18 protein-coding genes are annotated in these 19,206 nt (G+C 57.8%); 17 read left to right on the top strand and 1 reads right to left on the bottom strand.

What is annotated here, in order from left to right; all coding sequences use genetic code 11:
• Positions 1-136: 136 nt before the first annotated feature.
• The 6 genes from flhD (at position 137) to cheW (ending at position 5,569) form a co-directional block, all read left to right on the top strand.
• On the top strand, positions 137-487 hold the full coding sequence (gene flhD, locus FY206_RS14900; RefSeq protein ID WP_023312264.1) for a flagellar transcriptional regulator FlhD: 351 nt from the start codon (positions 137-139) through the stop codon (positions 485-487).
• A 2-nt stretch (positions 488-489) separates the two neighbouring features.
• Positions 490-1,068: a flagellar transcriptional regulator FlhC gene (gene flhC / locus FY206_RS14895; RefSeq protein ID WP_013096051.1), complete on the top strand. Its 579-nt coding sequence runs from the start codon at positions 490-492 to the stop codon at positions 1,066-1,068.
• Positions 1,069-1,191: 123 nt separating this feature from the next.
• Positions 1,192-2,079: a flagellar motor stator protein MotA gene (gene motA / locus FY206_RS14890; RefSeq protein ID WP_008500417.1), complete on the top strand. Its 888-nt coding sequence runs from the start codon at positions 1,192-1,194 to the stop codon at positions 2,077-2,079.
• Positions 2,076-3,005, top strand: coding sequence for a flagellar motor protein MotB (gene motB, locus FY206_RS14885; RefSeq protein WP_014884353.1), 930 nt, complete (start codon positions 2,076-2,078; stop codon positions 3,003-3,005). The genes motA and motB overlap by 4 nt, the downstream gene beginning before the upstream one ends.
• A gap of 4 nt (positions 3,006-3,009) precedes the next feature.
• A complete protein-coding gene (gene cheA, locus FY206_RS14880; protein ID WP_032641353.1) occupies positions 3,010-5,046 on the top strand; it encodes a chemotaxis protein CheA in 2,037 nt (678 codons plus the stop codon).
• Between the two features lie 19 nt (positions 5,047-5,065).
• Positions 5,066-5,569, top strand: coding sequence for a chemotaxis protein CheW (gene cheW / locus FY206_RS14875; protein WP_008500420.1), 504 nt, complete (start codon positions 5,066-5,068; stop codon positions 5,567-5,569).
• A gap of 214 nt (positions 5,570-5,783) precedes the next feature.
• Here the strand turns inward: cheW and FY206_RS14870 are convergent, their stop codons facing one another.
• A complete protein-coding gene (locus tag FY206_RS14870; protein WP_032641351.1) occupies positions 5,784-7,043 on the bottom strand; it encodes a dicarboxylate/amino acid:cation symporter in 1,260 nt (419 codons plus the stop codon).
• A 429-nt stretch (positions 7,044-7,472) separates the two neighbouring features.
• Between FY206_RS14870 and FY206_RS14865 the strand changes: the two genes are divergently transcribed.
• The 11 genes from FY206_RS14865 (at position 7,473) to cheZ (ending at position 19,097) form a co-directional block, all read left to right on the top strand.
• Positions 7,473-8,045 (top strand): Csu type fimbrial protein, encoded by a 573-nt coding sequence (locus FY206_RS14865; RefSeq protein ID WP_032641350.1) that lies wholly within the window; start codon positions 7,473-7,475, stop codon positions 8,043-8,045.
• 12 nt (positions 8,046-8,057) lie between these two features.
• Entirely contained in the window at positions 8,058-8,606 is a 549-nt protein-coding gene (locus FY206_RS14860; RefSeq protein ID WP_032641349.1) for a Csu type fimbrial protein, read from the top strand.
• A 16-nt stretch (positions 8,607-8,622) separates the two neighbouring features.
• On the top strand, positions 8,623-9,381 hold the full coding sequence (locus FY206_RS14855; RefSeq protein WP_032641348.1) for a fimbrial biogenesis chaperone: 759 nt from the start codon (positions 8,623-8,625) through the stop codon (positions 9,379-9,381).
• Positions 9,357-11,741, top strand: a complete 2,385-nt coding sequence (locus FY206_RS14850) for a fimbria/pilus outer membrane usher protein (protein ID WP_077064179.1) — start codon at positions 9,357-9,359, stop codon at positions 11,739-11,741. The genes FY206_RS14855 and FY206_RS14850 overlap by 25 nt, the downstream gene beginning before the upstream one ends.
• The gene (locus FY206_RS14845; protein WP_032641346.1) at positions 11,738-12,703 is read left to right on the top strand and encodes a Csu type fimbrial protein; all 966 of its coding nucleotides are present in this window, start codon (positions 11,738-11,740) and stop codon (positions 12,701-12,703) included. The genes FY206_RS14850 and FY206_RS14845 overlap by 4 nt, the downstream gene beginning before the upstream one ends.
• 86 nt (positions 12,704-12,789) lie before the next feature.
• Positions 12,790-14,457: a methyl-accepting chemotaxis protein II gene (tar, locus tag FY206_RS14840; RefSeq protein ID WP_077064180.1), complete on the top strand. Its 1,668-nt coding sequence runs from the start codon at positions 12,790-12,792 to the stop codon at positions 14,455-14,457.
• A 44-nt stretch (positions 14,458-14,501) separates the two neighbouring features.
• Positions 14,502-16,103 (top strand): methyl-accepting chemotaxis protein IV, encoded by a 1,602-nt coding sequence (gene tap / locus FY206_RS14835; RefSeq protein WP_032641341.1) that lies wholly within the window; start codon positions 14,502-14,504, stop codon positions 16,101-16,103.
• A 19-nt stretch (positions 16,104-16,122) separates the two neighbouring features.
• A complete protein-coding gene (gene cheR / locus FY206_RS14830; protein ID WP_023312253.1) occupies positions 16,123-16,989 on the top strand; it encodes a protein-glutamate O-methyltransferase CheR in 867 nt (288 codons plus the stop codon).
• A complete protein-coding gene (locus FY206_RS14825) occupies positions 16,986-18,035 on the top strand; it encodes a protein-glutamate methylesterase/protein-glutamine glutaminase (RefSeq protein ID WP_032641339.1) in 1,050 nt (349 codons plus the stop codon). Before cheR ends, FY206_RS14825 begins: the two co-directional genes overlap by 4 nt.
• A gap of 17 nt (positions 18,036-18,052) precedes the next feature.
• On the top strand, positions 18,053-18,442 hold the full coding sequence (cheY, locus tag FY206_RS14820; RefSeq protein WP_008500431.1) for a chemotaxis response regulator CheY: 390 nt from the start codon (positions 18,053-18,055) through the stop codon (positions 18,440-18,442).
• Positions 18,443-18,452: 10 nt separating this feature from the next.
• Positions 18,453-19,097 (top strand): protein phosphatase CheZ, encoded by a 645-nt coding sequence (gene cheZ, locus FY206_RS14815; protein ID WP_032642640.1) that lies wholly within the window; start codon positions 18,453-18,455, stop codon positions 19,095-19,097.
• Positions 19,098-19,206: the final 109 nt, after the last annotated feature.

Raw genomic sequence — 19,206 nt, 5'->3', positions numbered from 1 at the left:
GCGTTTCAATGAATACAAACCTAAATTCAACTATGCATTTGGCCTTTTCTTTTTTATACCGGGTGATTTCCCGGCGACATCACGGGGTGCGGTCTTTCCGCATAAAAATAATAGTTGGTTATTCGGGATGGGAACAATGCATACATCCGAGTTGCTAAAACATATCTATGACATCAATTTGTCGTATTTACTGCTCGCGCAGCGTTTGATTAGTCAGGACAAAGCGTCCGCGATGTTTCGTCTGGGTATTAACGAAGAGATGGCAACCATGCTGGGCGGCTTAACCCTCCCACAAATGGTTAAACTGGCAGAAACGAATCAACTGGTTTGCCAGTTCCGTTTCGATGATTCGCAGACAATAACGCGTCTGACGCAGGAGTCCCGTGTAGACGATCTTCAACAGATCCACACCGGTATTCTTCTCTCCACCCGCTTGCTTAACGAAATCAGCCAGCCTGATGACGCAGCCCGTAAGAAAAGGGCCTAGCAATGAGCGAGAAAAGCATTGTTCAGGAAGCGCGTGACATACAGTTGGCCATGGAGCTGATTACATTGGGTGCTCGTTTACAAATGCTGGAAAGCGAGACTCAGCTGAGCCGTGGTCGTCTCATCAAGCTGTACAAAGAGTTACGTGGTAGTCCCCCGCCGAAAGGCATGCTGCCGTTTTCTACCGACTGGTTTATGACGTGGGAGCAGAATATTCACGCTTCCATGTTCTGTAATGCCTGGCAGTATCTTCTTAAAACCGGTTTGTGTAGCGGCGTTGACGCCGTGATCAAAGCGTACAAACTTTACCTTGAACAATGCCCACAGCAGGAAGAAGGCCCTCTGCTGGCGCTGACCCGCGCATGGACGCTGGTGCGTTTTGTTGAGAGCGGAATGCTTGAGCTGTCGCGCTGCAACTGCTGCGATGGCAATTTTATTACCCATGCTCATCAGCCTGCAGGCAGCTTCGCCTGCAGTTTATGTCAGCCTCCATCCCGCGCAGTAAAAAGACGTAAACTTTCCCGGGATGCTGCCGATATTATTCCACAACTGCTGGATGAACAGATCGAACAAGCTGTTTAACCCGAACGTGTGGGAAAGATTCCAGCAGCGGTAAGCAATTACCGCTGCTTTTTTTTACCCCGCAAACGGTAAACGCTGCGAGCTGGACGTCCTTGCCATAGTCACTAGCGGAAGGATGATGTCGTGCTTATCTTATTAGGTTACCTGGTAGTTCTCGGTACAGTTTTCGGCGGTTACATGATGACCGGCGGGCACCTTGGAGCACTCTATCAACCGGCTGAACTTATTATCATCGGCGGCGCAGGGGTAGGGGCTTTTATCGTTGGCAACAACGGTAAATCGATCAAGGGCACGCTGAAAGCGATTCCGTTGCTGTTCCGTCGCTCGAAATACACCAAAAGTATGTATATGGATCTACTGGCGCTCCTCTATCGCCTGATGGCGAAGTCGCGTCAGCAGGGCATGTTCTCGCTTGAACGGGATATTGAAAACCCAAAAGAGAGCGAAATTTTTGCCAGCTACCCGCGCATTCTTGCCGACGCCATGATGCTGGATTTCATCGTCGACTATCTGCGACTGATCATCAGCGGCAACATGAATACCTTCGAAATCGAAGCGCTGATGGACGAAGAGATCGAAACCCACGAAAGCGAATCTGAAGTGCCGGCCAACAGCCTCGCGCTTGTCGGCGACTCCCTTCCGGCATTCGGTATCGTTGCGGCGGTAATGGGCGTGGTGCACGCCCTGGCCTCGGCAGACCGTCCGGCAGCCGAGCTCGGCGCGCTGATTGCCCACGCGATGGTGGGAACCTTCCTCGGTATTTTGCTGGCGTATGGCTTTATCTCTCCGCTGGCAAGCGTGCTGCGCCAGAAGAGCGCGGAAACCACCAAAATGATGCAGTGCGTGAAGATCACGCTGCTCTCAAACCTCAACGGTTACGCGCCACCGATCGCGGTTGAGTTTGGCCGTAAAACGCTTTACTCCAGCGAGCGTCCGTCGTTTATCGAGCTTGAAGAACACGTGCGTGCGGTGAAAAACCCAAACCAACAGACGACAACTGAGGACGCATGAAAAACCAGTCCCATCCGATCGTCATCGTAAAAAAGCGCAAGCACAAGGGCGGTGGGCATGGCGCGCACGGCTCGTGGAAAATTGCCTACGCCGACTTTATGACGGCCATGATGGCGTTCTTCCTGGTGATGTGGCTGATCTCCATCTCCAGCCCGAAAGAACTGATCCAGATTGCCGAATATTTCCGCACGCCGCTGGCAACCGCAGTAACGGGTGGGCCGCGTATCTCTAACAGCGACAGCCCGATCCCGGGCGGCGGCGATGATTACACCCAGCAGAAGGGTGAGGTGAAAAAAGAGCCGAACATCGATGAGCTGAAAAGAAAAATGGAGCAGGCGCGCCTGAAGAAACTGCGCGGCGATCTCGATCAGCTGATTGAAGCGGATCCAAAGCTGCGCGCGCTGCGTCCGCATCTGAAGATCGACCTGGTGCAGGAAGGGCTGCGCATTCAGATTATCGACAGCCAGAACCGCCCCATGTTTAAAACCGGAAGTGCGGAAGTCGAACCGTATATGCGCGACATTCTGCGCGCCATTGCACCGGTGCTGAACGGCATTCCTAACCGAATCAGCCTGTCAGGACACACGGATGATTTCCCGTACGCCAGCGGGGAGAAGGGATACAGCAACTGGGAGCTTTCTGCCGATCGTGCCAACGCCTCGCGTCGCGAGCTGGTGGCAGGTGGGCTTGATGATGGCAAGGTACTGCGCGTAGTCGGCATGGCCGCAACCATGCGCGTTTCCGACCGCGGGCCGGATGATGCCATCAACCGTCGTATCAGTCTTTTAGTGCTGAACCAGCAGGCGGAGCAGGCCATCCTGCATGAAAACGCCGAAAGTCAGAATGAGTCACTGGACGATTTAAAACAGCCTGGGGCCGTTCCTTCGGCTGCCGTTCCAACATCGCCACCAGCCAATCCGAGGTGATAGCGTGAGCATGGATATTAGCGATTTTTACCAGACATTCTTTGATGAAGCCGATGAATTGTTGGCCGATATGGAGCAACACTTGCTCGATTTGGTGCCTGAAGCACCGGACTCCGAGCAGCTCAATGCCATCTTCCGTGCCGCGCACTCTATTAAAGGCGGCGCCGGAACGTTTGGATTTACCATCCTGCAGGAAACGACCCATTTAATGGAAAACCTGCTGGATGAAGCACGACGCGGTGAGATGCAGCTCAATACCGACATTATCAACCTGTTTTTGGAAACCAAAGATATTATGCAGGAACAGCTCGACGCCTATAAAAGTTCGGCAGAGCCTGATGCCGCCAGCTTTGAATACATCTGCAATGCACTGCGCCAGCTCGCGCTGGAAGCCAAAGGTGACGTTGCCTCAGCGGTTGTTCCGGCCGCAAAACTGAGCGTTGTCGATGCGGCTGACGCGCAGGCGTCTGCGCCTGCCAGCGCACAGGCGGGCAAACTCCGCGTGGTGCTGTCGCGCCTGAAAGAGAATGAAGTTAACCTGCTCGAAGAAGAGCTGGGGAACCTGGCGAAATTAAGCAACGTGGTAAAAGGCAAAGACAGCCTTGCTGCAACGCTTGATGACGGTATTGGCCAGGACGATATCGTCGCGGTGCTGTGCTTTGTGATTGAAGCCGACCAGATTGCCTTTGAAACCGAAACGGCTGAGGTTGAAGCCCCTGCGGCGGTGGAAGAGGTGGCCGTCGTCGCGCAGGCTGCCGCACCGGCTGTGACGCCAGCGGCTCCGGCGCTGAAGGCGGTGCCAAAAGAGGCCCCGGCCCCTGGCCGCGGTGAGAAACCTGCCGCCCGCGCCAGCGAATCCACCAGCATTCGCGTTGCCGTTGAGAAGGTTGACCAGCTGATTAACCTGGTTGGCGAACTGGTGATCACCCAGTCGATGCTGGCACAACGCTCTAACGAACTGGACCCGGTCACCCACGGCGATCTGATCACCAGCATGGGCCAGCTGCAGCGTAATGCTCGCGACCTGCAGGAATCGGTCATGTCCATCCGTATGATGCCGATGGAATATGTCTTCAGCCGCTTCCCGCGCCTGGTCCGCGACCTTGCCAGCAAGCTGAATAAGCAGATTGAACTGACCCTAATGGGCAGCTCAACCGAACTGGACAAGAGCCTGATCGAGCGCATCATCGACCCGTTAACGCACCTGGTGCGTAACAGCCTCGACCACGGTATCGAACTGCCGGAAAACCGCATTGCCGCCGGAAAATCGCCGGTTGGGAACCTGATCCTGTCTGCTGAACATCAGGGCGGAAACATCTGCATCGAAGTGACCGACGATGGCGCGGGTCTTAACCGCGAGCGCATCATGGCGAAAGCGATTTCGCAGGGCATGGCGGTCAATGAAAACATGACCGACGAAGAGGTCGGCATGCTGATCTTCGCGCCGGGCTTCTCAACCGCAGAGCAGGTGACCGACGTGTCCGGGCGCGGCGTCGGCATGGACGTGGTGAAGCGTAACATCCAGGAGATGGGCGGCCACGTTGAGATCCAGTCTAAGCAGGGCTCCGGCACCACCATTCGCATCCTGCTGCCGCTGACGCTGGCGATCCTCGACGGTATGTCCGTGAAGGTGGCGGACGAAGTTTTCATTCTTCCGCTGAATGCCGTGATGGAATCCCTGCAGCCGCGTGAAGAAGATCTGCATCCGCTGGCGGGCGGCGAGCGCGTCCTCGAAGTGCGCGGTGAGTACCTGCCGCTGGTGGAACTGTGGAAAGTATTTGAAGTGAATGGCGCGAAGACAGAGGCCACGCAGGGTATCGTTGTGATCCTGCAAAGCGCGGGCCGCCGCTACGCGCTGCTGGTCGATCAGCTGATTGGTCAGCACCAGGTCGTGGTGAAGAACCTCGAAAGCAACTACCGTAAAGTGCCGGGTATTTCGGCCGCCACCATCCTGGGTGATGGTAGCGTGGCGCTGATCGTCGACGTGTCGGCGCTTCAGGGATTAAATCGTGAACAACGTGTGGCGTACACAGCCGCCTGATTAAGTAGAAGGTAATAACATGACCGGTATGAGTAATGTAACGAAACTGGCGGGCGAGCCATCAGGGCAGGAATTCCTGGTATTCACTTTAGGCGATGAGGAGTACGGCATCGATATCCTGAAAGTGCAGGAAATCCGTGGTTACGACCAGGTTACCCGCATCGCTAATACGCCTGCTTTTATTAAAGGCGTCACCAACCTGCGTGGCGTCATTGTGCCCATCGTGGACCTGCGCGTGAAGTTCAGCCAGGGCGACGTTGACTACAACGACAACACCGTGGTGATCGTCCTGAACCTGGGGCAGCGCGTGGTCGGTATCGTGGTGGATGGCGTCTCTGACGTGCTCTCCCTGACCTCCGATCAAATTCGCCCTGCGCCGGAGTTTGCGGTCACGCTGTCGACCGAATACCTGACCGGCCTGGGCGCGCTCGGCGAGCGTATGCTGATTCTGGTGAACATTGAGAAGCTGCTGAACAGCGATGAGATGGCGCTGCTGGATATCGCCGCGAGTCACGTGGCATAAAAACAAAGCTGGGTGGCGTGTTAAAGCCATTCGTAGGCCGGGTAAGGCGAAGCCGCCACCCGGCTTTTTTACATCCAGCTCCACCAGCACAGCTTCCGTGGCTACCCATGTAGTCTAAAACAAAGCCGGGTGGCGCTGACGCTTACCCGGCCTACGTGTTTGAGCCATTTGTAGGCCGGGTAAGGCGGAGCCGCCACCCGGCTTTTTTAGCCCCTTACGCTTCCTGCTTTACCAGCTCAGCTTCCGCTTCCCGCGCGCCTTCATTCTGCGACAGCATTGCGGTCGCAATCCCGTTGCCCAGCACGTTAATCGCCGAACGGCCCATATCCAGGAAGTGGTCGATCCCCATCAGCAGCAGAATACCCGCCACCGGAATATTAAAGCTCGGAATGGTCGCTGCCAGCACCACCAGTGAAGAACGCGGTACGCCCGCAATCCCTTTCGAGGCCAGCATCAGGGTCAGCATCAGCACCGTCACTTCAGAGAAGCTCAGGTGAATGTTGTACGCCTGAGCGATAAACATTGAGGCGAAGGAGCAGTACACCATCGACCCCACCAGGTTGAAGGAGTAACCAATCGGCAGGACGAAAGAGGCGATGTTGCGCGAGCAGCCAAAACGCTCCAGCTGCTCCAGCGTTTTAGGGTAGGCCGCTTCAGAGCTGCTGGTGGTAAACGCCACCAGGACCGGATCCTTCAGCATGCTGACCAGGCGAAACACCTCTTTTTTCAGCACCATGTAACCCACGGCCAGCAGCACCAGGCAGGTGAGAAGTATGGCGACATAGTACCCGCCAATAAAGGAGGCGTAGTTCAGCAGAATGCCCAGGCCCTGCGTGGCGATGACGGAGGAGATCGCCGCGAAAATGGCCAGCGGCGCAACGTACATCACGTAGCCCGTGACCTTCAGCATGATATGGGAAACCACGTCCAGCGCGGCCACTAGCGGGGCGTTAAATTTCTGCCCCAGCGACGCGCCGCCGATGCCGAAGAACATCGAGAACACCACAATCTGCAGGATCTCATTGTTCGACATCGCCCCTGCGATACTGGTTGGGATCGTGTGCGACAGGAACGCCTTCAGCGTCATGCCCCCCACGGCCAGGCCGGTATCCACCGCCTCGGTTGGGACGGTCAGGTTCAGACCGCTTCCCGGATGCTCCAGCGTGACGATGAACAGTCCGACCAGAATAGAGAGTACCGATGAGCTGATAAACCACACCATCGCTTTGCCGCCAACGCGGCCAATGGTGGAAGTTTCGCCCAGCTTCATAATGCCCACGGTGAGCGTGCTGAAGACCAGCGGTGCAATCACCATTTTGATCAGACGGAGGAAAATATCGGTCAGAAGGGTGATGTTATCCGACCAGGCTTTGATGGCATCCGCAGATGCATACTCATGAATTGCCGCCCCTGAAAGAATACCCGCCAGCATGAATATCACGATGAAGAGTGTGAGTTTGTTTGCACTTGCCACGAAAAAGAACCCTCTATGCGCTTCAGATGTAGCCCGCGGCGATACATATAAATTTATTATTACGACGCGGGAAAATATTCGGCACATAAATTGACGCAAAGCGTAGGGGGATACAACTCCTTTTTAAGTTTTATTAAATTTGTTGTTAATGCGTCGACGATATATTGTGATCGAGATCACACTTTAATGGATATATTCTGCCTGAAAAAAATAAAATCATTGCTCTAATAATCATAAGTTATTGTTTTGACTATGAATAATGAGTCAATAAGACATGTGCCTTATTCAGTTTGAGGCGGGTGGTGCAAGCGGTATCCGTAAACTAAATTCTCAATAACCCCCTCAGAGGAACGTTAAGCGGGGCTAACATCTTGAACGGCCAAAATAAAATATGGCAAGGGAACGGAGACGTCTTCTGGAGGGTGGTAAATGAAAAGAAAACTCCTTTTGATCTGTGCGGGCGCTTTATTGACGACGACGGGCGTTCATCAAGCGCTGGCCGTCACCAGCAGCGGCACCATCGGGGTGACGCTGACGCTGACAAACGGCTGCCTGATTAACGGCTCGCCCTCGCAAAGCGGCATTAACTTCGGCACGCTCGATTTCGGTACCCATCCCGCGACCTTTTCCACCCTCACCACGCAGTTGACCGGCGCCAGCGGTGGAAGCACCTTCACCATTCAGTGTACGAACAGCAGCTATTCTGTGGCGATTACCGGCAATACCCACTCCACCGCACCGGGATCCGTAGTGGGCTCGCCCGGAACCCCCGAGCGCTATCTGGTGAATACAGCCAACGCGGCGCAGGGCGTGGCTTACAACCTGTACAGCGACAGCGGGTTTAATACCGTGATTGCCAACAACGCCGCGTTGCCGATCGCCTCTACGGCCGGAGGCGTGGATAGTTACACCCTCTACGGACGCATTACCGGCGGGGGAAACAGCGTGACGGTCGTTCCGGGAACCTACACCGACACGATTAACGTCAGCGTAACGTATTAATCCAGCACTGCCATGATGGCAACCTTCATAGGTCTGCGCAAACGCGCAGAGGGAAACGTGCAGCCTTTTTTCGCGCTGATCGCCGTTCTGCTGCTGATCCCCGCCGCGGGTGCGGTGACGTCACAGTCCTTTAAGGTCAGCGCGACGATTGTTCCGGGATGCGCGGTGGCCGCGGGCAGCGGCGGGCTGTACGGTACGCTGGATTTTGGCAGCCATAACGGCGTCGAGAGCGCGCCCGTAAACACCAGTTTTGTGCCAAACGGGGCGTTGTCCATCGCCTGCACGCCGGGCGTGACGCTGAGTATGAGTATTGATGGTGGTCAGAATTACTCATCCGTTCGGCGACTGAAGCGCGCAAACGGTACCGAAATGGTGGCTTATCGGCTCTACAGCAGCAGCTCGCTGGCCGCCAACAGCGAAATTGGCCTCAACCAGGCAATACCGGTGGCCTATAGCAACAGCAATAACATCGCGCTGCCGCTTTTTGGCGTGGCGCTACTGACCGGCTTCAGCCCGGCAGGAACGTATTCCGATCAGCTCACCGTGACCTTGTCATGGTAATAAAGGGAGAGAGTCGATGAAGCCATTTTTCCAGCAGTTGTGTCTGGCGGGGGTCTTATCGGGCGTCGCGGCCACGGGCGAGGCGCAGGCGGCAGCCACTATTCTGCTCTGGCCCATCGATCCCTGGCTTGCCGCTGACGCCAACGCGACGGAACTGTGGATCCAGAACCAGGGAAACAGCGCCACGACGATGCAGGTGCGCATCGTACGCTGGAAGCAGGAGGGCGGGTATGAGCGTTATACGGCGCAGCAGGACGTGGTCGCCAGCCCGCCCATCGTCACGATTCAAAAAGGCAATAAGCAGCTGATTCGCCTTATCAAACAGGGGGCGGTCCCGGCGGGCACGGAACAAGCCTACCGCATTATCGTGGATGAAATCCCCCAGGCTGATGCGAAAGCCGAACCCACCATCGGTCTCAAATTACAGATGCGTTATTCCATCCCGCTGTTCGTCTACGGGCAGGGGATCCCGACGATAAAAGAGGGGGCGCATCACGCGCTGGTAGAGACCCGGAACCTGAGCTGGCGGGTGACGCGAACGGATGGACAGCCGGCACTGGAGGTTCGAAATCGAGGCGATATCCACGTCAGGCTGAGTCAGGTGGCGCTGGAGCAGGGAGGGCAGAAACGCACGGTCGCGGAAGGGTTGTTGGGGTACGTGCTCCCCGGCAGTACCCGCAGCTGGCCGATTCCCGCAGGCGTTCGCCAGCCCGAGCGGATGAGCGCCCAGATTAATGCCAGGGATGCACAATGGCAGTCGACGCCCGTCAACTGAAGCCGGCGATGATGATACTGCTTTGCGTCAGTACCGCGACCTGGGCTGAGTCCGGCGATGACAGTTTACCGCCGCCGCCCCAGGCGCAGGCGGTAAATGATGAGGCGGTGTTTCAGCTTGCCCTGGTGCTAAACCATTACGACACCGGTCTGGTGGTGCCCGTCACGCAGCGTAAAGGCGCTTTCTTTGTCTCCAGCGCCGACCTGCTGCGCGCGGGACTGCCGCCGGAGCATGTTCCTGCCGGAGAGGTGAATCTCTCTTCGCTTTCTCAGGTACGCACGGAGTATGACAGCGCCGCGCAGCGCCTCCTGCTGACGGTTCCCCGCGACTGGGTCGCATCCCGCGTGACCCCGTTTAGCGCGCAAACGGCGCAGGCCAAACCGCACTTCGGGCGAGGCGCGCTGCTCAATTACGATTTCTACACTAACCGCACGGCGCATATCGGCGGACAGGCGTCCCTCTGGCATGAGTTCCGCTACTTCAATGAGAACGGCTCGTTTTCCTCCACCGGCTATGCCCGGGAAAATTTCAGCGGTAACGATGGCCAGCAGGACGGATATGTCCGCTATGACACTACCCTGCTGTTCACGAATGAAGATGATGCGATGAGCTGGAGCGTCGGGGACGTGATCGGCGATGCCCTGAGCTGGAGCTCCAGCGTGCGGATGGGGGGGATAAGCGTCGGGCGCGATTTCTCCCTGCGCCCTGACCTGGTAACGTGGCCGCTGCCCGAGTTCGCGGGGGAAGCGGCGGTACCGACCTCGGTCGATCTCTTTATCAACGGCTATCGCTCCGGCTCAACCCAGCTCCAGCCGGGCCCTTTCACCCTGACCAATCTGCCCTATATCAACGGTGCCGGGGATGCGGTGCTGGTCACAACGGATGCGCTGGGGCGTCAGGTGAGCACCACGCTACCGTTTTACGTCACCAGCGACCTGCTCAAAAAAGGGCTCAGCGACGGCGCCGTGACGCTGGGCAGCCTGCGGCGTAACTACGGCATCAAGAATTTTGACTACGGCTCCGCGGGGGGCAGCGGCTCGTATCGCTACGGGGCGACGGACTGGCTGACGCTGGAAGGCCATGCAGAAGGGGCGCAGGATCTGGCGCTCGGCGGAGCGGGAACGGTGGTAAAGCTTGGCCAGCTTGGCGTAGTGAATACTTCTTACTCCCAGAGCCGCATGCGCGGGGAGGCGGGTGGGCAAGTCACCTGGGGCTACCAGTACAGCACCAGCGAGTTCAGCGTCGCCACCCAGCATACGCGTCGAGGCCGCGGTTTTGGCAATCTGGCACTTTACGACCAGCCGACGGTGTATGACGAGAACGATAAACCCATCGCCAGCTTCAGCCGCAATACGGACCAGTATTCTCTGACCTTCAACCTGGGACAGTACGGCAATATCGGCGCGGCCTGGATCGGCGTGGAGAGTTTTGACAGCCAAAAAACCGAGCTGCTTAATCTCTCCTGGAGCCGCAGCCTGTGGGGCGCGAGCAGTATTTACCTGGCCGGTAGCCGGGACCAGCAGCGGGGATACTGGACGGTCGCGCTGTCGCTGCAGGTGCCGCTGGGGGCACGCGACAGCGCCGCGTTCACCGTTGAAAACACGCCGGATGCCGGCAGCACCCAGCGCATCAACTATAACCACGCCATGCCGTCTGACGGGGGTTTTAGCTGGAACATGGCGTGGGCCAACCAGTCAAGGTCACGTGATTATCAGCAGGGCTCCCTGGGCTGGCGCAACAACAACGTTGAGCTGCAGGGCGGTGCCTATGGCGAGAGGGACATGATGACCTGGTGGGGCGAGGCGATGGGCTCTGTTGTACTGATGGACGGCGAGCTGTTTGCGGCAAACAAAATTAACGATGCGTTTGTGGTTATCAGCACCGACGGCCATCCGGATGTACCCGTCAGCTATGAAAATCAGCCCGTCGGCAAAACCAATCACAACGGCTACCTGCTGGTCAGCGGGGTGTCGGCGTACTACCCGGCAAGCTACCGCATCGATACGCTGAACCTGCCGGCGGATACCCAGCTGAAAGAGACCGAACGGCGAATTGCGATCCGCCGCCACAGCGGTTACCTGGTCGATTTTCCGATGGAGCAGGAGCGGGTCGCCAGCGTCATCCTGCATGATGCGCGCGGGCAGGCGCTGCCGGTGGGCAGCCAGGTGCGCAGGGCCTCGCGCAGCAGCGCCGTCGTCGGCTATGACGGTATCGCCTGGCTGGAAAATCTCAGCGATGTGAACCCGCTCGAGGTCGTTACCCCGGGCGGGAAGCGCTGCACGACGACCCTGACGGTGGGATCCAACCCGGAACACAAGCTGCAAACCTACGGTCCGCTGGTCTGTCGGGAGGCGCCATGAGGCGCCTGCTGTTTGTGCTTCTGCTGCTGGTGACCGGCGGCAGTTGGGCTGACTGTCGGGTCAGCACGGTCAACGCCGCGTTTGGTAGCGTGACCTCATTCGCGCTCGGTGGATCTGGCGAAGTGGCAACCACCGGTACGCTGGTCGTGGCCTGCGATGCGCTGTTGAACCTGCTGACCGGCGACACCATCACCCTGAATTTTCTTTCAGCGACCGTTTCGGCCAATGGTCGTGCGACCATGAAGCGTACCGACAACGCGACCATCACGGATGCGATCCCGACGCGCCTGTGCGGCCAGTCGGGCTGCGCAAACAACAGTGAAGTGCAAACCAGTAAAACCTATACCTGGGGCAGCAGTACCTTGTTAAATCTGATTGGCGGCAAACAATACAATATCCCTCTCTATTTCCGGACGGTAGCGGGACAAAATGTGACCGCCGGCCCTTACCAGGTCACGCTTAACTTCGATATTACCTACAGCGTCTGCTCGGTGGGCGTGCTCAACGCGTGTTTGTCGGGCCTGCAAACCGGAACGAAAGGCACCAGCATCACGCTGGATATGACCGTCACCAACGACTGCAGCGCCATGACCACGCCAGACGTGAACTTCAACAGCGCGCCGCTGGTACAAAGTTTCCCTACCGTCTCGCAGGCGATTGCCGTTACCTGCACCAAAGGAAGTACCTATACCATCGGCATAAATAACGGCGCTAACGCGTTGAATAACGTGCGGCGAATGGCGAGCGGCAGCAACTATATGAGCTACGACATCTATAAAGAAGCCACGACGAACCGCTGGGGCGGCAGCGGCACTGAGCGCTGGACCAGCGCGACCTCGTCGCAGGTCAGTACCGACGGCTTGCTGCGCACCTATAACTACACCGCGAAGGTCCTGACGAATCAGGCCACGCCGCCCGCCGGAACCTATACCGATACGCTGATCGTCGACGTGGCGTTTTAACCCCCCGCGCTTTTCCCTTTCTCAAATGTAAAGTTCCTGTGGGCAGTGCCGATAACACCGTTAATAAATCTATGAGAAGGTGTTGTATGTTGAGCCGTATCCGCGTTGTCACAATGCTTATGATGGTGCTGGTCATTTTCGCACTTCTTCAGCTCATTTCCGGCGGGCTTTTTTTCTCATCATTAAAACAGAACCAGGACAGCTTCGCGGCCTCGAACGATCTGCGCATGCAGCAAAGTGAACTCACCTCAACGTGGGATCTGATGCTGCAGACGCGTATCAACCTGAGCCGCTCGTCCGCGCGCATGATGATGGACCCCAACAATCAGCAGAGCAGCGCGAAAACCGATCTGTTGAAAAATGCCCGCGCGACCCTCGCCGACGCCGCGAAACACTACGCCGCCTTCAAGCAGATCGCGCCGCAGCCTGCTATGGCGCAGGTCAGCCAGAATATTGATGAAAAATACACGGCCTACTTTGCTGGCCTGACGGAGCTGATCCAGTTCCTGGAGAGCGGCAACATGGACGCCTACTTCGCGCAGCCAACGCAGGGGATGCAAAACGCCCTCGGCGCGGCGCTCGGGGAATACGCGAAGGCCAGCGGCGATCTGTATCACTCCGCGTTTACCGAAAGCCAGAATGACTATCGCTTTGCGAAATGGCAGATGGCGGTGCTGGCGCTGGCGCTGGTCATCGTGCTGGTCGCGGTCTGGTACGGCATTCGCCATATTCTGCTGAACCCTCTTGGCCGCGTCATTGCCCACATTCGTGAGATTGCCGGTGGCGATCTGACCAAAACCCTGACCGTGTCCGGTCGCAATGAGATCACCGAGCTGGCAAACAGCGTTGACCATATGCAGCGTTCGCTCATCGAAACCGTCGCCAACGTGCGTAACGGCTCAGAGGCTATTTATACCGGCACCAGCGAAATTGCGATGGGGAACAACGACCTTTCATCCCGTACCGAACAGCAGGCCTCCGCGCTGGAAGAGACGGCGGCCAGCATGGAGCAGCTCACGGCGACCGTGAAGCAGAACGCCGATAACGCCCGCCAGGCCTCTCAGCTGGCGGAAAGCGCCTCCGAGACGGCACAGCGCGGCGGTCGCGTGGTGGATGGCGTGGTGAAAACCATGCACGACATCGCCCAGAGCTCGAAGAAAATCGCCGACATCATCAGCGTCATCGACGGTATTGCCTTCCAGACCAACATTCTGGCGCTGAACGCCGCCGTGGAAGCGGCGCGTGCGGGTGAACAGGGACGCGGGTTTGCCGTGGTGGCCGGGGAAGTACGCAACCTGGCCAGCCGCAGCGCCAACGCGGCGAAAGAGATTAAGGCCCTGATTGAAGATTCCGTCTCCCGCGTGGATACCGGCTCCGTGCTGGTGGAAAGCGCCGGGGAGACCATGAATGACATCGTGAATGCCGTCACCCGCGTGACGGACATCATGGGTGAAATCGCCTCTGCGTCCGATGAGCAGAGTCGTGGTATCGACCAGGTGGCTCTGGCGGTATCGGAAATGGATCGCGTGACGCAGCAAAACGCCGCGCTGGTGCAGGAGTCCGCTGCGGCGGCCGCTGCCCTGGAAGACCAGGCGAGCCGTCTGAAGATGGCCGTCTCGGCGTTTCGTCTCGCTTCACTCGCTGGAAATACGGTCACTTCGCAAGCCACGTATCGCGCGCCAGCCGCCGAATCGGCGGTCACTCGCCTGCGTGCGGCAACGACCGGACAAGATGAAAACTGGGAAACATTTTGACTGACAATTGAACCGCGGCTGCTTGCCGCTTGATGGGAGCGTGGATGTTAAATCGTATTCGTATCTCGACCACACTGTTTTTGATTCTGATCCTTTGCGGTGTGTTGCAGGTTGGCAGTAACGGGTTGTCTTTTTGGGCGTTTCGCGATGGCTATCAGAATTTGCAGGACGTTGAGGCGAGTAATCAGCAGCGCTCCGCACTGGCACAAACGCGTGCCGTGCTGTTGCAGGCAAGCACCGCGCTGAACAAGGCGGGAACCTTAACCGCGCTGAGTTATCCCCCGGATGACATTAAGGCGCTAATGGCCACCGCGCGAAGCAGCCTGAAACAGGCCGACGCGCAGTTCAAAGCCTTTACGGCGCAGGCCACCGGCAGCGAGAAAGAGAAAGCGCTGAAGACCGCCATGAAGAAGAACTTTGAAGGGTGGTACAGCGATCTGGAACATCAGGCGACGTGGCTTGATAACAACCAGCTGTCGGACTTTATGACCGCGCCGGTTCAGGCCTCGCAGGATGCGTTTGACGGCAGCTTCAACGCATGGCAGCAGGATATTAACCAGTCTGTGCAGCGTGCGGGTGACCAGAGCCGTCAGAGCTACCACATGTCGGGCGTCATCTTTGCCGTGGTCGTGATTCTGGCGGGGCTGCTGACCGGCGGGGCACTGCTCTGGTCACGCAGGATGATCGTGCAGCCGCTGGCGATTATCAGCAGCCACTTCGACAGCATTGCGAAGGGGGACCTGGCGCGTCCGGTGGCGGTGTTCGGCAAAAACGAAATTTCGGCGATCTTTGCCAGCCTGAAGGCGATGCAGGGATCGCTGCGGGAAACGGTATCCGACGTGCGGCAGGGCAGCTACGCCATGCACACCGGAATTTCAGAGATTGCGGCGGGTAACAACGATCTCTCCTCCCGCACCGAGCAGCAGGCGGCCTCGCTGGCGCAGACGGCGGCCAGCATGGAGCAGCTCACCGCGACGGTCAGCCAGAACGCCGATAACGCGCGTCAGGCGTCCGATCTGTCAAAACAGGCGGCGATGACGGCGAAGAAAGGCGGCGATCAGGCCTCTCACGTCGCCAGCACCATGCAGGAGATCGCCACCAGTTCGCAGAAAATTGGTGACATCATCAGCGTGATTGACGGTATTGCGTTCCAGACCAACATTCTGGCGCTGAATGCCGCCGTTGAGGCGGCGCGCGCCGGAGAGCAGGGGCGCGGATTTGCGGTGGTGGCGGGGGAAGTGCGTAACCTGGCGAGCCGCAGCGCCAACGCGGCAAAAGAGATCAAGGTGCTGATCGAAGAGTCGGTCTCGCGCGTTCAGCAGGGCTCGACGCTGGTGGATACGGCGGCGCACACCATGCACGAGATCGTCACCTCCGTGACGCGGGTGAACGACATCATGGGCGAGATTGCCTCGGCGTCGGACGAACAGCGTCGCGGCATTGAGCAGGTGGCTCAGGCGGTCAGCCAGATGGATCAGGTGACGCAACAGAACGCCTCGTTAGTTGAGGAAGCGGCAGCGGCAACCGATCAGCTGGCCAGCCAGGCGGATCGCCTCACCGGGCTGGTCGCGGTATTTAATGTGAAAGAGCACGTTGAAGCAGTAACAGAAGTCGGGCGGTCGCAGGCCGTGCCAGTTGTATCCTGAATGTAATTAAGAAGGCGCTATGACATCACCAATGCCCCCTGGGCAAACGTCATTATTGTTGCAGATGACACAGCGCCTCGCGCTGTCCGACGCGCATTTTCGTCGGATATGTCAGTTAATCTACCAGCGTGCGGGGATCGTGCTAGCGGATCATAAGCGGGACATGGTCTACAACCGTCTGGTGCGGCGCTTGCGTACGCTGGGGCTGGATGATTTTGGCCGCTATCTGAGCATGCTCGAGGCGAACCAGAACAGCGCCGAGTGGCAGGCTTTTATTAACTCGTTGACCACCAACCTGACGGCGTTTTTCCGCGAAGCTCACCACTTCCCGGTACTGGCCGAGCACGCGCGCCGTCGCACCGGGGAGTATCGCGTCTGGAGTGCGGCCGCCTCGACGGGCGAAGAGCCGTACTCGCTGGCGATCACCCTCGCTGACACTCTCGGCATGACGCCAGGACGCTGGAAGGTCTACGCCAGCGATATCGATACCGAGGTGCTGGAGAAGGCGCGTAACGGCGTTTATCGCCAGGACGAGCTGAAAACGCTGTCGCCGCAGCAGCTTCAGCGTTACTTCATGCGCGGCACGGGCCCGCATGAAGGGCTGGTACGCGTGCGCCAGGAGCTGGCGAACTGCGTTGAATTCGCGCCCGTTAACCTGCTGGATAAGCAGTACAACGTGCCGGGGCCGTTCGACGCCATCTTTTGCCGTAACGTCATGATCTATTTTGATAAAACGACGCAACAGGACATTTTGCGTCGGTTTGTTCCGTTGCTCAAGCCTGACGGTTTACTGTTTGCCGGGCACTCGGAAAACTTCAGCAACCTCGCGCGTGAGTTTAGCCTGCGTGGGCAAACGGTGTATGCGCTGAGTAAGGAAAAAGCATGAGTAAAATCAGGGTATTGTCTGTCGACGATTCAGCGCTGATGCGTCAGATCATGACTGAAATCATCAATAGCCACAGCGACATGGAGATGGTGGCAACGGCGCCCGATCCGCTGGTCGCGCGGGATTTAATTAAAAAATATAACCCCGATGTGCTAACGCTGGATGTCGAAATGCCGCGCATGGATGGCATCGATTTCCTCGAAAAGTTAATGCGGCTTCGGCCCATGCCGGTGGTGATGGTCTCCTCTCTGACCGGGAAAGGGTCGGAAATCACCCTGCGCGCGCTGGAGCTGGGGGCGGTGGATTTCGTCACCAAGCCGCAGCTCGGCATTCGCGAGGGGATGCTGGCGTATAGCGAAATGATCGCGGAGAAAATTCGCACCGCGTCGCGGGCGAAGCTTGCCGCGCATAAGCCGATGGCCGCCCCGACAACCCTGAAGGCCGGCCCGTTACTCAGCTCGGAAAAACTGCTGGTGATTGGGGCGTCAACCGGAGGAACAGAGGCAATTCGCCATGTACTCCAGCCATTGCCGCTCTCAAGTCCGGGTATTCTGATTACTCAGCATATGCCGCCAGGCTTTACCCGTTCGTTCGCCGAACGCCTGAACAAGCTGTGCCAGATCAGCGTGAAAGAGGCGGAAGACGGCGAGCGCGTGCTGCCGGGGCATGCCTATATCGCCCCGGGCGACAAGCATATGGAGCTGGCGCGCAGCGGCGCTAACTATCAAATCAAGATTCATGACGGACCGCCGGTTAACCGGCACCGTCCGTCGGTGGATGTGCTGTTTCATTCGGTGGCGAAACATGCGGGGCGCAACGCCGTTGGGGTGATCCTGACGGGGATGGGCAACGACGGTGCCGCCGGAATGCTTGCAATGCACCAGGCTGGCGCCTGGACCATTGCGCAGAATGAAGCAAGTTGTGTGGTGTTCGGCATGCCGCGCGAGGCCATCAATATGGGTGGCGTGAGCGAAGTGGTCGATCTTAGCCAGGTAAGCCAGCAGATGCTGGCGAAAATCAGTGCCGGACAGGCAATACGTATTTGACTCAGGAGTATTATTTTATGGCGGATAAAGAGCTTAAGTTTTTGGTTGTGGATGACTTTTCCACCATGCGTCGCATCGTGCGCAACCTGCTGAAAGAGCTGGGCTTCAACAACGTTGAAGAAGCAGAAGACGGCGTTGATGCGCTGAACAAACTGCAGGCTGGCGGGTTTGGTTTTGTGATCTCCGACTGGAACATGCCGAATATGGACGGTCTGGAACTGCTGAAAACCATTCGTGCCGATGCGGGAATGGCGTCCATGCCGGTTCTGATGGTCACAGCGGAAGCGAAAAAAGAGAACATCATTGCTGCGGCACAGGCGGGCGCAAGCGGCTATGTGGTGAAGCCATTCACCGCGGCAACCCTGGAAGAGAAGCTCGGTAAGATCTTCGAGAAACTCGGCATGTGAGGTGATGGAAATGTTGCAACCTTCTATGAAACCCGTTGAAGAACACTCGCCGAGCGATATCATCGTCCGTATCGGCAGCCTGACGCGCATGCTGCGCGACAGCCTTCGCGAGCTGGGTCTGGATCAGGCGATTGCGGAGGCGGCGGAAGCGATTCCCGATGCCCGCGATCGTCTGGACTACGTTGTGCAGATGACCGCGCAGGCCGCGGAGCGTGCGCTGAACAGCGTTGAAGCGTCACAGCCGCACCAGGATGCGATGGAAAAAGGGGCGAAAGCGCTGAGCAAACGCTGGGATGAGTGGTTTGAAAATCCTATCGAGCTGGCGGATGCCCGCGAGCTGGTGACCGATACCCGCCAGTACCTGGGCGATGTGCCGGGCCACACCAGCTTCACCAACGCCCAGCTGCTGGACATCATGATGGCGCAGGATTTCCAGGACCTGACCGGTCAGGTGATCAAGCGCATGATGGACGTTATCCAGGAGATTGAGCGTCAGCTGCTGATGGTGCTGCTGGAGAACATTCCGGAACCGGCCGCCCGTCCAAAACGCGAGAACGAAAGCCTGCTCAATGGCCCACAGCTCGACGCCAGCAAGGCGGGCGTGGTGGCAAGCCAGGACCAGGTGGACGACCTGCTGGACAGCCTCGGCTTCTGATTGTCCATTCCGCCTCAGGGGATTAACAGCGCCTGAGGCGGTTTACGACAAAATCCCCGAAAAGAGCCCGAATAAACGGGCTTTTCCCGCCATTGGATTTCCGCTGCGC

It is taken from the genome of Enterobacter chengduensis, assembly GCF_001984825.2.
GTDB classification, from domain to species: domain Bacteria; phylum Pseudomonadota; class Gammaproteobacteria; order Enterobacterales; family Enterobacteriaceae; genus Enterobacter; species Enterobacter chengduensis.
Note: the sequence above shows the minus strand (reverse complement) of the source record. Positions and strands in the feature narration are given on the sequence as shown.